General features: G+C 49.6%; 15 protein-coding genes and 1 riboswitch. Of the genes, 8 read left to right on the forward strand and 7 right to left on the reverse strand.

Annotated features, from left to right (window positions below; translation table 11 throughout):
- The first annotated feature begins 4 nt into the window (after positions 1–4).
- The 8 genes from ABD880_RS16540 (at position 5) to ABD880_RS16575 (ending at position 7,265) form a co-directional block, all read left to right on the forward strand.
- Positions 5–598 carry a hypothetical protein gene (locus tag ABD880_RS16540; protein ID WP_345168562.1) on the forward strand — a complete coding sequence of 198 codons (594 nt, stop codon included), beginning with the start codon at positions 5–7 and terminating at the stop codon, positions 596–598.
- Between the two features lie 148 nt (positions 599–746).
- Entirely contained in the window at positions 747–1,376 is a 630-nt protein-coding gene (locus ABD880_RS16545; RefSeq protein WP_345168565.1) for a hypothetical protein, read from the forward strand.
- An 84-nt stretch (positions 1,377–1,460) separates the two neighbouring features.
- A complete protein-coding gene (locus tag ABD880_RS16550) occupies positions 1,461–2,276 on the forward strand; it encodes an alpha/beta fold hydrolase (protein ID WP_345168566.1) in 816 nt (271 codons plus the stop codon).
- A 132-nt stretch (positions 2,277–2,408) separates the two neighbouring features.
- Positions 2,409–3,617, forward strand: a complete 1,209-nt coding sequence (locus tag ABD880_RS16555; RefSeq protein WP_345168569.1) for a PQQ-dependent sugar dehydrogenase — start codon at positions 2,409–2,411, stop codon at positions 3,615–3,617.
- Between the two features lie 173 nt (positions 3,618–3,790).
- Entirely contained in the window at positions 3,791–4,531 is a 741-nt protein-coding gene (locus ABD880_RS16560) for a hypothetical protein (RefSeq protein ID WP_345168570.1), read from the forward strand.
- Between the two features lie 385 nt (positions 4,532–4,916).
- Positions 4,917–5,417 carry an ATP-dependent zinc protease family protein gene (locus tag ABD880_RS16565; RefSeq protein ID WP_345168572.1) on the forward strand — a complete coding sequence of 167 codons (501 nt, stop codon included), beginning with the start codon at positions 4,917–4,919 and terminating at the stop codon, positions 5,415–5,417.
- Positions 5,414–6,349, forward strand: a complete 936-nt coding sequence (rimK, locus tag ABD880_RS16570; protein WP_345168573.1) for a 30S ribosomal protein S6--L-glutamate ligase — start codon at positions 5,414–5,416, stop codon at positions 6,347–6,349. Before ABD880_RS16565 ends, rimK begins: the two co-directional genes overlap by 4 nt.
- The gene (locus ABD880_RS16575; RefSeq protein WP_345168576.1) at positions 6,327–7,265 is read left to right on the forward strand and encodes a succinylglutamate desuccinylase/aspartoacylase family protein; all 939 of its coding nucleotides are present in this window, start codon (positions 6,327–6,329) and stop codon (positions 7,263–7,265) included. The genes rimK and ABD880_RS16575 overlap by 23 nt, the downstream gene beginning before the upstream one ends.
- 137 nt (positions 7,266–7,402) lie before the next feature.
- Here ABD880_RS16575 and ABD880_RS16580 read toward each other — a convergent pair whose 3' ends face one another.
- From ABD880_RS16580 to ABD880_RS16610, 7 genes are all read right to left on the reverse strand, one after another.
- Entirely contained in the window at positions 7,403–8,254 is an 852-nt protein-coding gene (locus ABD880_RS16580; RefSeq protein WP_345168577.1) for a DUF4261 domain-containing protein, read from the reverse strand.
- Positions 8,255–8,455: 201 nt separating this feature from the next.
- On the reverse strand, positions 8,456–9,409 hold the full coding sequence (gene metF / locus ABD880_RS16585; protein ID WP_345168579.1) for a methylenetetrahydrofolate reductase [NAD(P)H]: 954 nt from the start codon (positions 9,407–9,409) through the stop codon (positions 8,456–8,458).
- Between the two features lie 96 nt (positions 9,410–9,505).
- Entirely contained in the window at positions 9,506–13,195 is a 3,690-nt protein-coding gene (metH, locus tag ABD880_RS16590; protein ID WP_345168582.1) for a methionine synthase, read from the reverse strand.
- An 83-nt stretch (positions 13,196–13,278) separates the two neighbouring features.
- Positions 13,279–13,387, reverse strand: a riboswitch (SAM riboswitch).
- 1,038 nt (positions 13,388–14,425) lie between these two features.
- Entirely contained in the window at positions 14,426–15,211 is a 786-nt protein-coding gene (locus tag ABD880_RS16595) for an SAM-dependent methyltransferase (RefSeq protein WP_345168584.1), read from the reverse strand.
- Positions 15,212–15,387: 176 nt separating this feature from the next.
- Positions 15,388–16,050, reverse strand: a complete 663-nt coding sequence (locus ABD880_RS16600; protein WP_345168587.1) for an oxidoreductase — start codon at positions 16,048–16,050, stop codon at positions 15,388–15,390.
- 8 nt (positions 16,051–16,058) lie between these two features.
- Positions 16,059–18,560, reverse strand: a complete 2,502-nt coding sequence (locus ABD880_RS16605; protein WP_345168589.1) for a DUF5916 domain-containing protein — start codon at positions 18,558–18,560, stop codon at positions 16,059–16,061.
- Positions 18,561–18,596: 36 nt separating this feature from the next.
- Positions 18,597–19,433, reverse strand: coding sequence for a CvfB family protein (locus ABD880_RS16610; RefSeq protein ID WP_345168590.1), 837 nt, complete (start codon positions 19,431–19,433; stop codon positions 18,597–18,599).
- Between the last annotated feature and the right edge of the window lie 63 nt (positions 19,434–19,496).

The raw sequence follows: 19,496 nt of genomic DNA on the forward strand, positions 1-19,496 counted from the left end.
TAGAATGACTTTTAAGCCGAACCTTCTATCTCTAATAATCTTGTTAATAATTTGTGCCTCATGCCGGAAGAATGAGAATCACGAATTTCAAACTGTAGATTTTGAAGCATTTAAAGTTGACTTACCCAAAACTTGGAGAGTGGTAGATTTGAAAGGGATTGATTCCTATATTAAAGCGATAGTTACTACGGATGGAGACACTTTGCAATTTGATTATGGCTTTTACTCAGGAGCTTTGGAAGAAGAAAGCCCAAAAGTTTATCCTGCTAACTTGAGGAAGATTTTCATAGAAAGAGGTAGAGATACAACGGGCTTTATTTTTTTAGATAAGGAAATTATATCAAGTTCTGATTTAGAGCCTTATAGAAAACAAAGGTTGGAGAATAAAATAATTGATGGATTTAGGGCTAGTATAATGACTCCTAAAAAGGCTGGCACAGGAATAACCGGCGTTTACTTTGATAGCTTAGGAGATGACCCAATTGGGAATATTCAATTGAGATTTTCAGGAAATAATCTAAAGCCAAAAAATAGTGCCCTTTTCTTGAAGTCTATTAATACAATTAGAATTAGTCGTGATACTACAACTTCTAAATGAGTTAATTCTAAGAGATTGATTAACTCCCATTTTCCGCCTCTTTTCACCAAAACAAGCCAAAAACGGCCATGCTCTCTTAAGTAGTTAAATAACTATCTGGATTGAATTCTAAATAATCAGAAGTATATCTCTGTTTTTCTTCCTTGCCTTGATATTCCAATTTTGCACCCTGAAAAAGACTCAAATACCTAAGAGTTCTCATTTGGGTGGGAATGCTGTACACCAAGATGATACTACCAGAATTACTAGGATTAAGCTTTTTGATTTAAAGCCGTTTGAAGCTGTTTTCACTAAAGCTGAAAAGATACACATAGTGGACAAAGCGGTGAAAAGCGCAATGCAAGAAAATGCTTTTGTGTTTCTTGAGAATGACTGGTACAGATGGGACAGTAAAACCAGTAGGCCACAATCTATAGGTAGTGGCTTGGCGTGCAGGCTAAATGATTTCTATTTGATTGATTTGGATAATGATGAAGACTTAGATATCATCTATTCTTCAGCGGTAGACCAATATGTCAATTGGGATACAAACGCAGTATATATCTTCCAGAACAAGAATGGTGATTATCAACTCCATCGCTTTACTGGTTACTTAGTTAACACAGACTTGTCAGAAAGGAAGAGTGATAAAGTTCACTTTAAAACTGTTGTGAGACCTTGTTGTGACAACAATGACTTTAGGTTCTACGATTCAGTACTTAATACGCATAGTTGGGTCATTACTACATTGAAAGGAGCAACGGTGCACAAATCGAAAGTGAAAGAAGATTTTGAGTAAATCTCATTTTCCGCCTCATTTCACTAAAACAAGCCAAAAACGCCGGCGCCTCTCGTATAGAGAAAATTACCAAAATATCTTCCAGTGTCCATCATCAGACTTCAAACGTCCAAGCTCCATTACAGAAAGTTAGGCCACGGCCCCAAGGCCTTGTTGGCGTTTCATGGGTATGGGCAGGAGGGGCATTACTTTGATGTGATGGCGCGCACCCTGCACCCAGATTACACGGTGTATGCGGTGGACCTCTTCTTCCATGGGGGCAGTACGTTGAGTAAGGCAGACCAACCGCTCACCAAAACCAAGTTACAGGAGTTTGTGCAGGCCTTGCTGGAGAAGGAAAAAGTAGAGCGGTTCTCGGTGATGGCCTTTAGCATGGGCGGGAAGTTCGCGCTGGCCACGCTGGAGAAATTCCATGGGCAGATGAACGAGTTGTACCTTATTGCGCCCGACGGCATCAAGACCCATCTGTTGTATAACATTGCCACCTACCCGGGTTGGTTGCAGGGCTTGTTCAAGCGCATCGTGCTACGGCCTACGCGGTTCTTCCAGACGTTGGGCTGGCTGGAGCGCAAGCGGGTAGTGGACTCGGGGTTGGTGAAGTTCGCCAACTGGCAGATGAACTCCCAAGAGAAGCGTCTGCGCGTGTACCGCAGTTGGACTGCTTTCAGAAACCTCACGTTTGACATACGGCACGTAGTCAAACTGCTCAACCAGAGTGATATGGAGGTGACCGTTTTTCTGGGCAAGTATGACCAGATTATTTCGCCCAAACGGCTGGAGGTATTCCTGAAAGCTTTGCGCAAACACAACCTGGTTATTTTGAACGCCGGGCATACGCACTTGCTGTATGATGTGGCTACTTGGTTAAAGAACCACCGGCGGTCGGCCAAGAATCTGTAGGGCGCGTACACCCAAACTAATTCCTGTTTACCTTGTTGCGTTTTTGGCCTGTTTTCCAGGAAAGAGGCTAAAAACGATTCCACCTTCATTCTACCCTCGATTAACGAACAACGAATAACCACTCACGAATCTATGAAAAGACTTTCTACCGTTAAATGGAGTGTGCTGGGCCTGGCCCTGGCGTTCCAGATGAGCTGTTCCTCAGACAGCAACAAGCCTAACGCCAACGCTGAAGGAGAGAAGCCTTCCACCGAAGCCCAAGACACCCTCTCTGAGAACGTCACCGAAGCTCCTGCCACCGAAGCCAACCTGGCTAAGATTGTGCTGCCAGACGGTTTCAAAATCAGCTACTACGCCCAAAAGGTGGTGAACGCCCGCTCCATGACACTCACGCCCAACGGCACCCTGTTTGTGGGTACCCGCGACAAAGGCAGTGTGTACGCCATTGTGGACCGCAACAAAGACAACAAAGCCGACGAAGTCATCACCATCGCCACCGGCCTGAGAATGCCCAACGGCGTGGCCTTTAGGAACGGTTCTCTGTATGTAGCCGAGATTCACCGCATCCTGCGCTTTGACAACATTGAAGACAACCTCAAGAACCCGCCTAAGCCGGTGGTGGTGTATGACAAATTCCCGACAGAGGAGCACCACGGTTGGAAGTACATCGCCTTCGGGCCGGATGATAAACTGTACGTGCCCGTGGGCGCCCCGTGTAACATCTGCCTTTCTGAGAAGCCCGTGTACGCCGCCATTAACCGCATGAACGCAGACGGCTCAGGCTTGGAAGTATTCGCCAATGGCGTGCGCAACACCGTGGGCTTTGACTGGCACCCAGACACCAAAGAACTCTGGTTCACCGACAACGGCCGTGACCTCATGGGCGACAACACGCCCGCAGATGAACTGAACAAAGCGCCTAAAAAGGGAATGCACTTCGGGTACCCGTTCTGCCACGCCGGCGATGTGCTGGACCCCGAGTTTGGCAAAGGCAAGAACTGTGCTGACTACACCGCGCCTGTGCAGAAACTGAACCCGCACGGCGGAACGCTGGGCATGGAGTTTTACACCGGCACCATGTTCCCAGAAAACTACCGCAAGCAAATCTTCATAGCCGAGCACGGCTCTTGGAACCGCACCGAGAAAATTGGCTACCGCGTGAGTTTGGTGAGAACAGACGCGCAAGGCAAAACCACGTTCTCACCCTTCGCGGCCGGTTGGTTGCAGGAAGGCAAAGAATGGGGACGCCCCGTGGACGTAGAAGTAATGCCGGACGGCTCTATGCTAGTCTCAGATGACATGAATGACGCCATCTACCGCATCACCTACAGCGGGAAGTAAGCCTAGAAAAATTGATTCATGAAAAGGAGCCGTGCAGGAACGTACGGCTCCTTTTCTTTTTAAATTGGCTTCTCAACGCATGTGCTCTTTTCTCTTTATCATCCTGAAAGGAACTTGTGGGCGAGTTAGAAAGGCGTTGAATAAAGGAATAGATAAAAGTTAAATTATAAATAATGAGATTCAAGATTTCAGCCCTGTATACCTTTGTCTTGTTGGTTTCGCTTTCTTGCTCTTCCACCACTCAGAAGCCAAAAGAGGAACCCTCAGATAATGAGGTAAAGCCGTCCATGGTTGAACCTGTCTCTAACTTCGGCAGTGGGACTCAGAAGACAATAAAGCTCCAAAATGGATTTGAGATTTTAGTTGGTGGGGAAGAAGATTTTGATAGTTTCAAGACCTATACTTTGTTCAAGCTAAACAGAAACGGAATACAACTCTTTCAGGATACTTCTCAAACAGAATATGAATTTGGTGACAAGTTGTATCCGCTTTCCTTTTCATTTGATAATGAGAAATTCAACCTGTTAGTTGAAGTAAATGATAGGCCAAGTAAAAACTACCTTAAGCTTTTTAAGATTGATGGTGAGAAACTCGTCAAGATAGAAAAGTTACCAACTTTCATTGCCCATGCCAAAAATCTTGATTCTGACAATGAATTGGAATTTGCTGGCTTTTGGGATTATCCGCAAATAAGCTCAGATGAAGATGGCAATAAAATAACTGCTTATAACCCAATTCTCTATTACTACTTATCTAAAAGAGGATTAGAAGTAGATACTGCTTTGACGAAAGAGCGCAATACAGCCATCTATGGTAAGTTTTATGGTTTTGAATTCATGGAATCAATAGAAGTTTCTTCTACAACTTTGACTAACCATGATGCCGAGGTTGAGCGGATTAAAAACTTAAAATAAAAGGAGCAGACAAAGCTCAGAGCAAAGCCTTTTTACCATTACCTACCCATGAATTCAGGACACCTCATAGTTCTTTTTTTTATTCCAGTTGGAATCTTCTTCATGCTGATTAACAAATTTTGGAAGCATGAGGCAAACGACGTGCTTTATTATATCCGACTAAGGCTTTTCTTAGGAGGTCTCTTTTTATTCCTAACTGGTATTTGGGAAGTTATAGACGGAATTGTAAAGCTTCTAAAGTGACCCCAAATATTCACCAACTCAAATTCTTTCCCCCTGAACCTCTCCATGTTACCAGCATCACGTAAAAGAGACAACCGTTTTTGGCCTGTTTTTCAGAAATTAGCCGAAAAACGACACGCGCAGACCCTTAGCTTTTACCGATATGACAGAGAGTCTTGAGAAAAAAATCATTGGCAGACGGGAGATGGTAGACTTCCCCGGGCTAGAGCTGTTTGAGGTAGAAGCCAAGATTGACACCGGGGCGTTCACCTCATCCATCCATTGCAACAACATCCGCGAAGTCACGCAGGCGGACGGTCGCAAGGCCATTCACTTTGAGTTGCTGGACCCTTCGCACCCGGCCTACAACCACAAAGCCTTTGAGTTCAATGACTTCACGTTGCGCAACGTAAAAAGTTCGTTTGGCGATGTACAGGAACGCTACATCATTCGTACTACCATTGTGGTGCACGGGCAGGAGATTGAGACGGAGTTCTCCCTCTCTGACCGAAGCGACTTGAAATATCCCGTGCTGTTGGGCCGTACGCTGTTGCGGCGCCGGTTTGTGGTAGACGTTTCTAAAAAGAACCTGTCGCTCAAAGCCAAAAACAAGAAAGCCACCAAGGCCAAAAGATCACCCAAGAAAAAAGACCAGACCTCATGAAGATAGCGATTCTCTCGCGTAACCCCCGGCTGTACTCTACGCGCCGGTTAGTAGAAGCCGCGCACCAACGCGGCCACGAAGCCGTGGTGCTGGACCACCTGCGCTGTGACCTGGTCATGGAAAAAGGCGCACCTCACATTCTCTACAAAGGCGAACTGCTCACCGGCATTGATGCTATTATTCCGCGCATTGGCGCCTCGGTCACATTTTACGGCACGGCCGTGGTGCGTCAGTTTGAGATGATGAAAGTAAAGAGCGTAGTGGCCTCACAGTCCATTGTGCGCTCCAGAGACAAACTGCGCTCGCTTCAGATTATGGCCCGCGCCGGTCTGGGCATGCCCAAAACTGCCTTCACCAACTACTCCAAGGAAGTTAAACAGTTGATTGCCGAGGTAGGCGGTGCCCCGCTGGTGATTAAACTGCTGGAAGGAACGCAAGGCCTGGGCGTGGTACTGGCAGAAACCGGCAAAGCTGCTGAGTCGGTGATTGAGGCCTTCCATAACCTGAAGGCCCGCATCATTGTGCAGGAGTTTATCGCTGAAAGCAAAGGCGCCGACATACGCGTGTTTGTGGTGAACGGTGAGGTGGTGGGCGCCATGAAACGCCAGGGCAAGGAAGGCGAGTTTAGGTCCAACCTGCACCGTGGCGGCAGTGCTACGCTCATTAAACTGTCCCGCGCCGAAAAAGCCGCCGCCCTCATGGCCGCCAAGTCGTTGGGCCTGGACGTAGCCGGCGTAGACATGCTCCAGTCCAAACGCGGACCGCTGATTCTGGAGGTGAACTCATCCCCGGGTTTGGAGGGTATTGAGAAAGCCACGCAGAAAGACATAGCCGGTAAGATCATAGAATTCACAGAACTGCTGGTCAACAAGAAGGCCTCTAAGACCAGCAAAAAGAAAACCACCGGCGATGGCGGAGATGATCATCAATGAGATAGCCATTCAGCCCGGTGAGAACATCTTAATCAGGCTGGCCATCTCCAGACTGCCTAGCGGAACCGAGATTGACATTCCCGTCCATGTGTTTAGGTCTCTGGAGCCGGGGCCGGTATTGCTGCTCATGGCCGGCATGCACGGCGATGAAGTGAACGGCATTGAGATCATCCGGCGCATGATCAGGCGCAATATGTTGCAACCCGAGCGCGGTACCATCATCGCTATTCCGGTTCTCAACATCTACGGCTTCCTGAACTTCTCCCGTGAGGTGCCAGACGGCAAAGACGTAAACCGGAGTTTTCCTGGCAATCCCAACGGCTCCCTGGCCAGTCGCGTGGCCGCAAGATTTACCAAAGAGATTCTGCCGCTGGTAGACTACGGCATTGACTTTCATACGGGCGGGGCCAGCCGTTCCAACTATCCGCAGTTGCGCTGTGTGCTGGAAGAGGAAACCAACGCCCAATTGGCCCATGCCTTCGGCGCTCCCTTCATTCTCAACTCCAACCTTCGGCTGGGTTCGCTTCGCAAGGAAGCCTCCCAGATGGGCAAGTCCATTATTGTATATGAGACCGGCGAATCGTTGCGCTTTGATGATAACGGGATTAACATCGCTATTGAAGGCACGCACCGCGTCATGCACCATCTGGGCATGATCAGTTCCTCTACGCCGCTCTCGCAACCCAGCATTGTCTGCCAGAAAGACACGTGGGTGCGCGCGCCCAAGGCGGGTTTGTTCAGAAGCTTCGTGAAGAACGGGCAGATCATCAACCGCGGCCAGCAGATTGGCACCTCGGCAGATCCGTATGGTTTTGACAGCTATCCCATCATCTCCCCCGTGAGCGGCTACGTCATTGGCCTCAACCACATGCCCGTCGTCAACCAAGGCGATGCCATTCTACATATTGGGTACTGAGAAAATCATTTGTTGATGAAACGGGAGAGGCGATACTGTAACAGTATCGCCTCTCCCGTTTTCAGCCTGTTTTCTGCAAAATAGGCCAAAATTGGATATGCCTAACTTGCTAAAAGCATTGTTAGATGCCGTTAGTTCTAATCTACTAATATGTTAATAACAATTCGTTCGGGGTCAACCAAAGATGGTTGTTTTTCAGATTTCCACTTGGACGCTTCTGAAAGACCCTGCAGAGTGTTCCCAGACTTTATTACATCCCCATTTTCATAAATATAGTAGGCGTAATTCCACAGCAATCCTGCAACTTCGTTTTCATCCAAGCCGGTAAACTTGATTTGTAAGTCAGGTAGTCCTAATGAGTGCATTCCAATCGTGTCCATTAATATTTCTCCTTCCTGCCCGTCATTAATATTAAATAAGCGCACGTTAACGAGTCCATGTAAATCCTCCCTATTCCTTGTGGCAGAATCGAGCACTAAGTCTTCTGGCAAAATTAACTTTTGGCAATTGAGAGAGTGGATGGCTTGAGGGTTTGTAACTTTTATGAGTGCGCCCAAAAAATTCAAATATAGGTCAGCCCTAACCTTATAATCCAAGCTTCGGCTCATAAGATCACTTATGAAGATTTCGTAATTGCATTGTTGGGCTATGTGAGTAGCTTCTTCCCAATGCCAATTTTGTTGGAGCGAACTTTCCTCAATATTTGATGTCTTTGATCCTTCAGAGTTAAGAAGAGTTAATTGTGCAGGAATGGATGCATCTGACAGGTTAATCTTTAACTCAGGAAAGAAAAAAAGTAACGTATTCCCTTCGCCGGCAGACTCAACACCTGTGTATACTGGTTTAAGTTCTTGTAATATTTTAGCGGCATCAATGCTAGGTCTTTCAAAGTACAACAATCTGGTAGTTAGTACCTCTGGGCTGTTTTGTATTGGTGCAAAAGACTCTTGTGGAGTAGATGCCTTCTTTATAAAATCGAATATTCCCATTTCTTAAACCTATTAAAACGCAGAATAACAGAAGGGACGGAGTTATCCAGCATGTTAGTCCAATATATGGAATAAACCTTCAGCTAATAATACCTCCTAGCGGAGAGTTAGAATAAAATTTGGTTGACACTCAAGATGTTATTGAAAGAGCAAATGACCGTTTTTGGCCTGTTTTCCGAGAAACAGCCCAAAAACGATTTTCTAAAAAACACCTCTGGCTACGGCGGCGGTAGCCTCAGACTTGCTCATGGTGTAAAAGTGCAGGCATGGCACGCCAAAGTTGATCAGTTCCTTGCACTGCTGTATGGTCCACTCAATGCCTACTTGCTTGACCGCTTGCGGCGTTTTGCAAGCGTCTACGGCGTTCACCAAATCTTCGGGCAGGTCAATGTTGAAGAAGCGCGGCAAAACGGTAAGCTGGTTGCGCGTAGTCAAAGGCTTAAGACCCGGAATGATAGGCACAGTGATGCCCACGGCGCGGCAGGCGGTGACAAAGTCGCAGAACTTCTTGTTGTCAAAAAACATCTGCGTGATGATATACTGGGCGCCTAGGTCTACTTTCTGTTTCAGATACTTCAGGTCGGTGGCCAGGTTGGGGGCTTCTACGTGCTTTTCTGGGTAACCAGCCACGCCAATGCAGAAGTCGGTGGGGGTGGGGCTTTCCATCTCCTCGTCCAGGTAAACACCGTGGTTTAGTTGTACCACCTGCTGAATGAGGTCAGAAGCGTGGGCATGGCCATCAGTATGCGGCCGGAAATGAGCCTCCGTTTTCACGGCGTCGCCGCGAAGCAGAAGCACATTGTCAATGCCCAGAAAGTTGAGGTCCATCAAGGCGTTCTCGGTGTCTTCCTTGCTGAAGCCTCCGCAGATGATGTGCGGCACCGTGTCTACCTTGTACTTGTTCATAATAGCCGAACAAATTCCTACCGTGCCGGGCCGCTTCCGGATGGTGATCTTCTCCAGCAACCCATTGCCACGCTCTTTGAACACGTACTCCTCGCGGTGGTAGGTCACATTGATGAACGGCGGGTTGAACTCCATCAAAGGGTCAATGCCCTCATAAATGGATTGGATGCTTTTCCCTTTCACGGGCGGAAGTATCTCAAAGGAGAATAGGGTAGAAGTGGCGTTCTGTAAATGCTCTGTTACTTTCACTTTGTATAATGAGTAATGATTAATGAATAGTGACTAATGGGATGATGAATAAAAGTTTAATTATTAATCATTGGTCATTAATCATTAGTCATTGAATTAGTAATTCAAATTTGGCGACAGCCAGCGCTCAGTTTCCTCCACCGTCATGCCTTTGCGCTTAGCGTAATCTACCACTTGGTCTTTCTCAATCTTACCCAATCCAAAATACCTGGATTGTTTATGCGCGAAGTACATACCAGACACTGCCGCGGTAGGATACATGGCAAGGCTCTCGGTTAAGGTGATGCCTGTGTGCTTTTCCACGTCTAGTAACTGGAAGAGCGTGGTTTTCTCGGTGTGGTCTGGGCAGGCCGGATAGCCCGGCGCCGGACGGATACCTTGGTATTTCTCCTTAATTAGTTCCTCGTTGCTCAGACTTTCTTCTGGTTCATAGGCCCACAGTTCCTTGCGCACAATCTCATGCAGTTTCTCAGCGAAGGCCTCAGCCAGACGGTCGGCCAGGGCTTTGGCCATGATGCTGTGGTAGTCGTCGTGGTCGGCGGCGAACTCTTTCAACAGTTCCTCCAGGCCATGGCCCGTGGTGACGGCAAATCCGCCCACGTAATCAGGCAATTCCGTCTCTTTAGGAGCCACAAAATCGGCCAGCGCCAGGTTTGGCACGCCGGGCCCTTTTTGGCCCTGTTGGCGCAGTGACCTGAAGGTGGTCAAGACTTCTGAACGCTCGTTATTGGCATAGACCTCAATGTCATCTTCCCCTATGCTGTTGGCCGGAAACAGACCCACGATGCCGTTGGCGGTGAGCAGTTTTTGGTCTACAATGCGCTTTAGTAGAGCCTGAGCATCTGCGTAGAGCTTGGTGGCTTCTGAACCAATCAACGGGTCTTCCAGCAGTTTAGGGAAACGGCCGTGCAACTCCCAGGTTTGGAAGAACGGCGTCCAGTCAATGTAGGGCACCAACTCCTCTAGCGGGAAGCCTTTGAATACAGTCACGCCGGTTTTAGCAGGTTGATAAATGTCCTCGGCTTTCCAGTCTATAGGAAGTTTGTTGGCGCGAGCCTGCGACAGGGTGAGGTACTTTTTCTCCTTCTGGCGGCTCAGGTAGCCTTCGCGCATCTCGTCGTACTCCGCCTTCATGTCTAGGGCAAACTTCTCACGGTTGTCGGGGCTCAACAGGTTACCAACCACCGGCACGCTACGCGAGGCATCCAACACGTGCACCACCGTGCCTTTGTAAGCCGGAGCAATCTTCACGGCGGTATGCGCGCGCGAGGTAGTTGCCCCGCCAATGAGTAACGGCACTTGGAAGTTCTGGCGCTCCATCTCCCTAGCCACCGACACCATTTCATCCAAAGACGGGGTAATCAAACCACTCAGGCCAATCACATCCACGTTCTCCTGGCGGGCGGTCTCCAGAATTTTATCAATGGGCGTCATCACGCCCAAGTCTATCACTTCATAATTGTTGCAGGCCAAGACCACGCCTACAATGTTTTTGCCGATGTCGTGCACATCGCCTTTCACGGTGGCGAGGAGGATTTTGCCGTTGGTCTGGCGGGTAGACGTGTCACCGGCGGCGGCGGCGCGTTCTTTTTCTTGCTCAATGAACGGCAACAGATAGGCCACGGCCTTCTTCATCACGCGGGCGCTTTTCACCACTTGCGGCAGGAACATCTTTCCTTCGCCAAACAGGTCGCCTACCACGTTCATACCATCCATGAGCGGGCCTTCAATCACTTCCAGCGGTTTTTGGTACAGGTGGCGGGCTTCTTCCACGTCCTGATCAATGTATTCCACCAAGCCTTTCACTAGCGCGTGCGTCAAACGCTTCTGCACCGGCTCATTGCGCCAGGCCTCATCCCGGACAATCTCTTTGCCTTTGTTTTTAACGGTTTCAGCGAACTCCACCAAGCGCTCGGTGGCATCTGGTCTGCGGTTCAACAGCACGTCCTCTACTCGCTCTAACAAGTCCTTCGGGATTTCCTCGTAGACCTCCAGCATACCCGCATTCACAATGCCCATGTCCAGACCGGCCTTGATGGCGTGGTACAGGAAGACAGAGTGCATGGCCTCACGCACGGGGTCATTGCCCCTGAACGAGAAGGAGATGTTACTCACGCCGCCGCTCACTTTACAGCCCGGTAGGTTTTCTTTAATCCAGCGGGTGGCATTGATGAAATCTACGGCGTAGTTGTTGTGCTCTTCCATGCCCGTGGCCACCGTCAAGATGTTGGGGTCAAAGATGATGTCCTGGGGCGGGAAGCCTACTTCTTTGGTCAGGATGTTATAAGCACGTTGGCAGATTTGGATGCGACGCTCGTAGTTGTCGGCCTGGCCTTGTTCGTCAAACGCCATCACCACCACCGCGGCTCCGTAACTGCGCACCTTGCGGGCCACTTCCTTGAATTTCTCTTCGCCTTCTTTAAGGGAGATGGAGTTGACAATAGCCTTACCCTGCACACACTTCAAACCAGCCTCAATCACGCTCCATTTAGAGGAGTCAATCATGATGGGCACACGGGCGATGTCTGGCTCTGAGGCTATGAGGTTGAGGAACGTGGTCATGGCGGCTTCTGAGTCCAGCATGCCTTCGTCCATGTTCACGTCTATGATTTGGGCACCGTTTTCTACCTGTTGGCGGGCAATGGCCAGGGCTTCTTCATATTCCCCATTTAAGATGAGGCGGGCGAATTTTTTGGAACCGGTGACGTTGGTGCGCTCGCCAATGTTGACGAAGTTGGAGCCTTCAAAGACCGTTAGTGGCTCAAGGCCGGAGTAGGTGGGAACGGCCGGTAATTGGGGGAGAGGACGCGGGGAGAACTCTTGGGCAATCTGGGCAATGACTTTGATGTGCGGCGGCGTAGTGCCACAACAACCACCCACAATGTTCACGAAGTTGTTCTCTAAATAGTCACGAATGTGTTCGCCCATCTGCTCAGGCGTCTCATCATACGCCCCAAAGGCATTCGGTAAGCCGGCATTGGGGTAGGCACTGATTCTGAACTTGGACGCCTTATCCAGGGACTGCAAGTGCGGACGCAACTGTTTGGCGCCTAAGGCGCAGTTAAAGCCTACGCTCAACAACGGCATGTGCGACACTGAGTACAAAAATGCCTCTACCGTCTGCCCAGAAAGCGTACGTCCGCTGGCATCTGTAATAGTACCAGATACCATGATAGGCAGGCGCTTGCCGGTCTGCTGGCTGTATTGGTCAATGGCGAACAAGGCCGCTTTGGCGTTCAAGGTATCAAAGATGGTTTCTACCAACAACACGTCCACGCCGCCGTCTACCAAGCCTCTAATCTGCTCGGTGTAGGCGTCTACCAGTTCATCAAAGGTGATTGCGCGGTAGCCGGGGTTGTTGACATCTGGAGAAAGAGAGGCGGTACGGTTGGTGGGGCCCATGGCACCCGCCACAAAGCGCGGCTTGTCTGGCGTCTTGGCGGTCCATTCATCAGCGGCCTCGCGAGCGATGCGGGCAGATTCAAAATTCAGTTCATAGACCAAATCCTCCATCTGGTAATCGGCCATGGCGATAGAGGTGCCGCTGAATGTGTTGGTCTCAGCAATGTCTGCGCCGGCCTCAAAGTACTGGCTATGGATTTCCTTGATGATGTGCGGCTGCGTGAGGGAGAGCAGGTCATTGTTGCCCTTCACATCGGTGGGGTGGTTTTTAAAGCGCTCGCCGCGGTAATCCTCTTCTTGGAGGTTATAGCGTTGAATCATGGTGCCCATGGCACCGTCTAAGACTAAAATTCGTTTTTGTACTTCTTCCTCTATGCGCGTCATGGCTCTCTGGGTTCACCTGGGTATGGTTACGTATACAGAAAGCGCAGAGGAAAAGTGGCGGGCAGGCGTGCAGGAAATTCCGTCACTCATCTCCCCCAGCACGCTACGCGAACTGGGTAGGAAGTAGCACCCAACTGAATTGGGTTGCTAAGACATCACAGGGCCTAATCCCTCCGTCTTTCTGGATAAGTGCTACAAAGGTAGGTTGCAGATGCGCATTCTCCAAATTGGATTATTGCTGATTGTTCATTGCCGGTTGTTGAAGGTCGTTTTTAGTCTGTTTTCTGGAAAAGTGACTAAAAATGAATTTTGGCACAGACGCTCGCAGGTCTTACAGACGCTACGAGGTCTTTTGAGCAACAACTGTTCAGTGTTTTGCGCATTGTTATTCAGCTTGTGTGAACACCCCCCTTCGCCCCCCTCAAAGGGGGAATCCGCGAGTAGTAGAGGCCTCTGCCACTGGCACCAGTTCCAGTCTTTCCGGCGAGTCGCCTAAGCAGGTTGCCGCCTATGGACCAATAAGCGGTCCCGACAGAGCAAAGCAGATTCAAGAGCCATTAGAGGGACTATGCAAAGGAGGCAAGCTGGTACAGCGCGAGGCGGGAAGACGGGGCCCCGCGGCCGTGAGCGCTTGGCGGAGACAATGCAACAAAACGGCATAAGGGCACCGGAAGAAGCAGTCTTTCTCAGGAACAGCCAACGGAAGCGCACGGCAATGAGTCACGGGAATGACATCCGCGCCATATAAGGGGGCACAAAGCTAGTCAGAAAGGCACTCTGGGTCGTTGGTGACAAAACCAACAACGGCGGGACTCAGCAGAGGAAGACATCAACCAACAATTGGCAATCAACAATCAAACACCGGTTTTGGCCTCTTTTCCGGAAAATAGGCCAAAAATGAAAACCAAAGAAAATGAAAAAGCCTGCGCGAGGCAGGCTTTTCAAGTAGGTTCGGGGAAGCATCAGTTGATGTGCCTCACGGTTAGTGCGCCGTCAGGAAACAAGAAAAACTGTCCCGGTAGACATCCAAAAATGGCATAAATTGATGGCCACCAGAGACAAGAATTCCCGCTATGTGATATTCCAAACCTAAAATATGGTAGTTCTCCTTTTTGCTGGAGAAACTCTAGTAAATAATCGTCAGAATCACTTTTTTATTTTACTCTGCAACAGAGAAAATTTTGCAAAAACAGTGTCTGCTCCGTTTAAGAAGACTTTTGCGACTGCAAGTTAACTTTTTTTGTAAGACTGTAGATAGGCATTTTTGTCAGTGCGCTGACCTACCAGCCGGAAGAAACTGATTGTTTGGTGCTTATCTTTTTTAAGAGCCCGTGCAAATGGGTCTTTTTTTTGTCCATGCTCCTCAAAGTCCTTCACATACTGCTCTCGTATCAATTCCGCGGCTGGTAACAGCTCAGCCGTGGTGATGTTGACCAAGCCGGTTTTCTCCCAGAGCTTCTGCCACCAGGGAACGGAATGGATGTAGTACCAGTAGTCCTGATAGTCTTCCTGCAGAAAATCGGGCACTTGGTCCAGCGTCTCAATCTCCTCTAGAAAGCACACGTCCACCACGCCTATGTAGCCTTCGGGCTTTAAGAACTTGCAGATGTAGGGCAGGTACTTGTCATCGGTGCCAAAGTAGGTATAAGAATCTATCACCAAGACCACGTCAAAAAACTCCTTCGGGAAGGGCAGGGACCGGGCATCTACCTGAAGGGGAAACACCTGGTTCTCCAGGTTCTCGTCTAAAATGCGCTGGTAGTTGTCCGTGGCCGAAATGGCCTCATCTACGGCCCATACCTGCACGCCAAACTCCTTGGCCAGAAAGATGGAACTGATGGCCTTGCCGCAGCCCAGGTCCAGGACGCGCATGCCTTTCTTAAGCGGTATTTTAGAAGTGATGCTCTCCAGATTAAAGAGCACGTTCTCGCCCATGGAATGCTCGCGCACCCAATGCGGATCATATTGCACACTACGCGGGAAAAGGTGTTTAAACTGATGCTCAGGCGACGCCATGCTTTGTAAAAGTAAGAAGTAGAAATCAATGATTTCATAATACTCCTTTCAGGGCGTTGGGTTGTGGAAAGTAGAGGCAGGTATCAGAAATGCACCTGCAAGAATAGCGTCGTTTTTGGTATCTTTTCTGGAAAACAGGCCAAAAACGACAATCAACAATCAGCGATTAACAATTGTCAGGCAAATTGCTGCATCTGTTCTGAGGAGTGCACCAATACGCCGCCGCCGTCCTGCTTGGCGGCTTCCAGCATGGCCTTGGCCACGGTCTTGGCCTGGATGGGGCGGTACTTGCGCAAAGGCCCGCGCAGCAAGAAACCAAACCAGCGCATGGCGGTGGCGGCCATGGATTCGCCTTTTCGTTTCTCCTGGCGGTTACCTAAGAGCAGGCTAGGCTGGAAAATATGGACGGCGGTGAACGGAAGCGCCTTGACGGCCTGCTCCATTTCGCCTTTGGTGTGGTTGTAAAAGATATGCGACTCTGGGTCGGCGCCCAGGGCAGACACCACCAGAAACTGCGTGGCAAAGTTCTTGGATGTAATCTTGGCCAGGTTGACCACGTAGTGTAAATCTACCTTCCTGAAGTTCTCCTTTGAGCCGGCCTTCTTGATGGTGGTGCCCAGGCAGCAGTAGATGTCATCTGCCACCAGGCTTTGCTGCACCTTGGTCAAGTCATTAAAGTCTACCACCAACTGCTTGAGTTTGGGGTGGTCCAGATGCAGGGGGCGCCTTCCAATGGAGATGACTTTGCTGTATCTGGGGTCATCCAGTAAGAGTTGCAGGCAGTGGCTGCCTACCAACCCACTGGCACCCGCAATAAGGGCAGTTTTGGCAGATTCCATAGAGTCCGTTATTTTTTTAGGGCTTGTTTTATCACCAGGTAGTCCAGGTAATATAACAGCTTAACGGAGAAGCTATTTAATTGGTTAGCTTCTAGGGTACTCCTTAAATTGCGACCGTAGCTGGTGTGTGGCGGCACCTGGTCATCATAGATGGCGTTCTTCCAGACAAGGCTCATCTCACTGCCCGGGGCAAATCGCCAGCTGTACACCAGGTCAACGTTGAAGGCGTTAAAGTTTCTGTTAGACGCTGATGGGCTCTCTGCCGGATCTTTGATGGGGAGCATGTTCCCGTCCTCTAATAACAGCAACTTTTGATGATAAGAGGCATTGGAGTAATAATGGCGGGCATTAATGTTTAGTGCGGTGCGGGCATTGAAGATGTAAGAACCCGTCAAACTGTTCTCAATGGTTTTTACCGTTCGTTGGCCAAAGATGATGTCCTTGTGGCCGTCGTCATACACTAGGTTTTCAACAAACCCGTAGCTGTTCAGGCTTTCATTGTAGCCGGTTCTGTAAACGAGCATGAGGTGGTCATTCACGCGCACCCTTGGGCTTACGTTAATCCAGTAGTTCTTCTGGTTATACTCGCCAGCATGGAAGATGCCGCCGTTTACGTCTAAGGCAAATCGCTTACGGTAGTCAGAAGAGACATATGCGTTTATCTCTTTGCCGCCAGGCTGTCTCCATTTGCGGTTGGGTACCCCGTTTTCATAAGACCTGGGCTCGAAGTAGTCATAGTTTTTGTGCGGCAGAAAGGCCAGCGTCACGCCAAAGGAGGTAAAGTTCTTGGTGTTGCCGTTGGTCTGTATAAAATACACTATCTGCGAAAAAGAGGCCGGTTTGTACAGCATGCGGTGTTGTATGCCCACGGCATTGTAGAGGCTGTTCAGTTTCCAGAAGGGCTTGTAGAAGTTGTAGCGTACGTTGGCGGCGTTGTCAATGCTGTTGTTGTTGCTCAGGTAACCCAGGTCATTGATGTCATAGGTGTGGTTCTTGACGCTGTGCTCTGTAGAGAACTGAAAGTTGCCGCTGGTCTTGCCAAACCAGGCATTGTAGGTATAGCCTAAATCAACATTCTGCCTGGACGGGCCAGTGTTTTTAATGTATTTCTGACTTAGGTTAAACTGACCACCGCCCGTGTAGCTGTTTTTTTTGTTGGAGAACCTGCCCATGACGCCAGAAACGTTGGCGTTGTAGTAGCCGTGTCCTCTGGTCACGTTGGTGTTGGTAAATGTAACCGACGAGCTGTTAGGCAAGGTCTGGTCCAACACCAACACATTGTAGTTAGAGATGGGGTCTGTAAGCACCTCAAACTCATCACCGGTCTCTGGGTCACGCAAGGTGGCATAGGTGTTTTTGGTTACGGCATTAAAGATACCCACGCCCAGGCCCTTATTGGTGCGCCCAGATACCTTGGTAGCGTTCACTAAGCTGGTTTTGTCTGGATTGTCTACTATCTCTACATTGTCCCCGTAGCGGTCATGGTCATACTTGGGGTTAAAGTAATCCTGCGGTCTGGCGCCAATGCGTCTGGAGTAAAAGAGGCCGGCCTTGTTGAAGAGCTCGGTGCCTTCTGTGAAGAACTGCCTGTTTTCATTAAAACGCACCTCAAACGGGGAGAGGTTCAAGACCTGCGCATCTGACTGCGTCTGCCCGAAATCCGGAATTAAGGTCATGTCCAGGGTAAAGGCGTCATTGATGCCGTACTTGATGTCCATGCCGCCGTTGACCGTGGTCTCCAGGTTGTCCTTGTCTGCTTGATTGTACGGATAATGGTCTGCGTACCCAGAGATATAGGGCATTAAAGAAAGGCGCAACGGTGATTTGATGTTGGTGATGCCGTCTACTTCGCCAAACTGGTTCACAAAACCCTGTACTGAGTTGTCAATGAAATTCCAGAAGGCGTCCTCGCGGTAGCGTCGTATGCCCCGCCAGAAGTTAATGCCCCAGGTCTGCACCTCTTTGTTAGGAAAACGGATGGCCGAATACGGAATCCTGATCTCCACGGACCAGCCTTTGTCATGGCGGGCCACGGCGCTTTGCCAAACGGCGTCCCAGGCGCGGTCATCGCCGTTGCTAGTCAGTTTAAAGTCTGTCTGCACGCCAGAGGTAGCCACCTCAAACCCAAACGCGTTCTGCTTGTCCAGATACGTGTCAAAGTACACGCCAAACATGTCTGCGTTCACCTGGCCGCCGTCTCTGGCGCTTAGCTGGGTAAGGATGGAGTCTGGAGCGGTGTCAAACAGCATGGCGCTCACGTACACGGCGGCGTCATCATAGAGCATGCGCACCTCGGTGCGTTGCTTGGCTGGCGCGCCCATGTTGGGCACGTTCTGGATAAAGTCTGTGGCTACGGGCGCTTGTTGCCAAATCTCCTCGTCTGGCGTTCCGTCTAGTTTAGGAGGCGTCTGCGTGCGGATGGCCGTTGTTTTCTTGGTGATTTTGGGAGCTTGCCCAAAGCTTAGCAGGGCACTGCAGAGAAACAGAGAGAGTAAACAGACGTATTTCATTGGGCGATGGGAATGACAATAGGTGAGGACGTTGCGCTAGTTCTTGGGTGAAAGACTCACGCTGTCTGGCAATAGTTGCACGTCTCCTCTTTTATATAATGCGCCAATTGCTTTCTTAAACGTCTTCTTGCTCATGCCCAGGGTCTTGTAAATGAGTTCTGGGCTGCTTTTGTCGGTGAGGGGCAAGGTGCCGCCCTCCGCTTTTAGCTTGGCAAGAATCTGTTCGGCGGCTTCAAGGGCCTCGTCATAGCCTTGTTTTTGCAGGCTTACGTCCAGGCGGTTGTCTTCGCGTACTTTCTTGACAAAGCCTTGGGTGTAGTCGCCGGGCACAAGCGGTTTAAAGATCTCGTTGCGGTAGAGCATGCCCAAAAAACCGTTGTTCACCATCACCTGGTATCCCAAGGCTTTCTCAGGGCCAATTAGAATCTGCACCTCTTCGCCTTCTTGCGGAGGCATGGATTCATAGTTAAGAAACGGAGCCAGCTTGGTGGAGCCCACCAAACGGTCAGAGGTCTCATCCAAGTATACGTACACCAGCGCCCATTGGCCTATGTGCAAGGGCTCATGCTGGTTCTGGTAGGGCACAAACAAATCCTTCTCCAGTCCCCACTCCATGAACGCCCCAAAGTTGCTGATGTCCTTTACCTGCAGGCAGGCAAACTGGTCTACCTTGGCTTTGGGGTCCAGAGTGGTGGCAATAAGGCGGTCCTCAGAGTCACGGTACACAAACACGGTGATCATGTCACCCACGTGCACGCCTTGTGGTATGTATTTGCGTGGCAACAGCACGTCTCCATCCTCAGAGCCCAGATAATAGCCGTGGTCCAGTTCTCTTAGAATTTCAAGGTGGTTGTAGTCGCCTAGGTGTAGCATACCGTCCAAAGGTTTATGAATATTTGAACAAAGGTAGAAATTCTAGATGGCACCTTAGTGCGC

Source organism: Nibribacter koreensis (assembly GCF_039541795.1).
Lineage (GTDB): Bacteria > Bacteroidota > Bacteroidia > Cytophagales > Hymenobacteraceae > Nibribacter > Nibribacter koreensis.

What these genes read in the sequence shown, in the direction of transcription:
- ABD880_RS16565 (WP_345168572.1), top strand. Translation starts at nt 4,917, where the DNA reads ATGACAGAGAGTCTTGAGAAAAAAATCATTGGCAGACGGGAGATGGTA.
- ABD880_RS16580 (WP_345168577.1), bottom strand. Translation starts at nt 8,254, where the DNA reads ATGGGAATATTCGATTTTATAAAGAAGGCATCTACTCCACAAGAGTCT.
- ABD880_RS16540 (WP_345168562.1), top strand. Translation starts at nt 5, where the DNA reads ATGACTTTTAAGCCGAACCTTCTATCTCTAATAATCTTGTTAATAATT.
- ABD880_RS16610 (WP_345168590.1), bottom strand. Translation starts at nt 19,433, where the DNA reads ATGCTACACCTAGGCGACTACAACCACCTTGAAATTCTAAGAGAACTG.
- ABD880_RS16555 (WP_345168569.1), top strand. Translation starts at nt 2,409, where the DNA reads ATGAAAAGACTTTCTACCGTTAAATGGAGTGTGCTGGGCCTGGCCCTG.
- ABD880_RS16595 (WP_345168584.1), bottom strand. Translation starts at nt 15,211, where the DNA reads ATGGCGTCGCCTGAGCATCAGTTTAAACACCTTTTCCCGCGTAGTGTG.
- ABD880_RS16600 (WP_345168587.1), bottom strand. Translation starts at nt 16,050, where the DNA reads ATGGAATCTGCCAAAACTGCCCTTATTGCGGGTGCCAGTGGGTTGGTA.
- ABD880_RS16605 (WP_345168589.1), bottom strand. Translation starts at nt 18,560, where the DNA reads ATGAAATACGTCTGTTTACTCTCTCTGTTTCTCTGCAGTGCCCTGCTA.
- ABD880_RS16575 (WP_345168576.1), top strand. Translation starts at nt 6,327, where the DNA reads ATGGCGGAGATGATCATCAATGAGATAGCCATTCAGCCCGGTGAGAAC.
- ABD880_RS16560 (WP_345168570.1), top strand. Translation starts at nt 3,791, where the DNA reads ATGAGATTCAAGATTTCAGCCCTGTATACCTTTGTCTTGTTGGTTTCG.
- rimK (WP_345168573.1), top strand. Translation starts at nt 5,414, where the DNA reads ATGAAGATAGCGATTCTCTCGCGTAACCCCCGGCTGTACTCTACGCGC.
- metH (WP_345168582.1), bottom strand. Translation starts at nt 13,195, where the DNA reads ATGACGCGCATAGAGGAAGAAGTACAAAAACGAATTTTAGTCTTAGAC.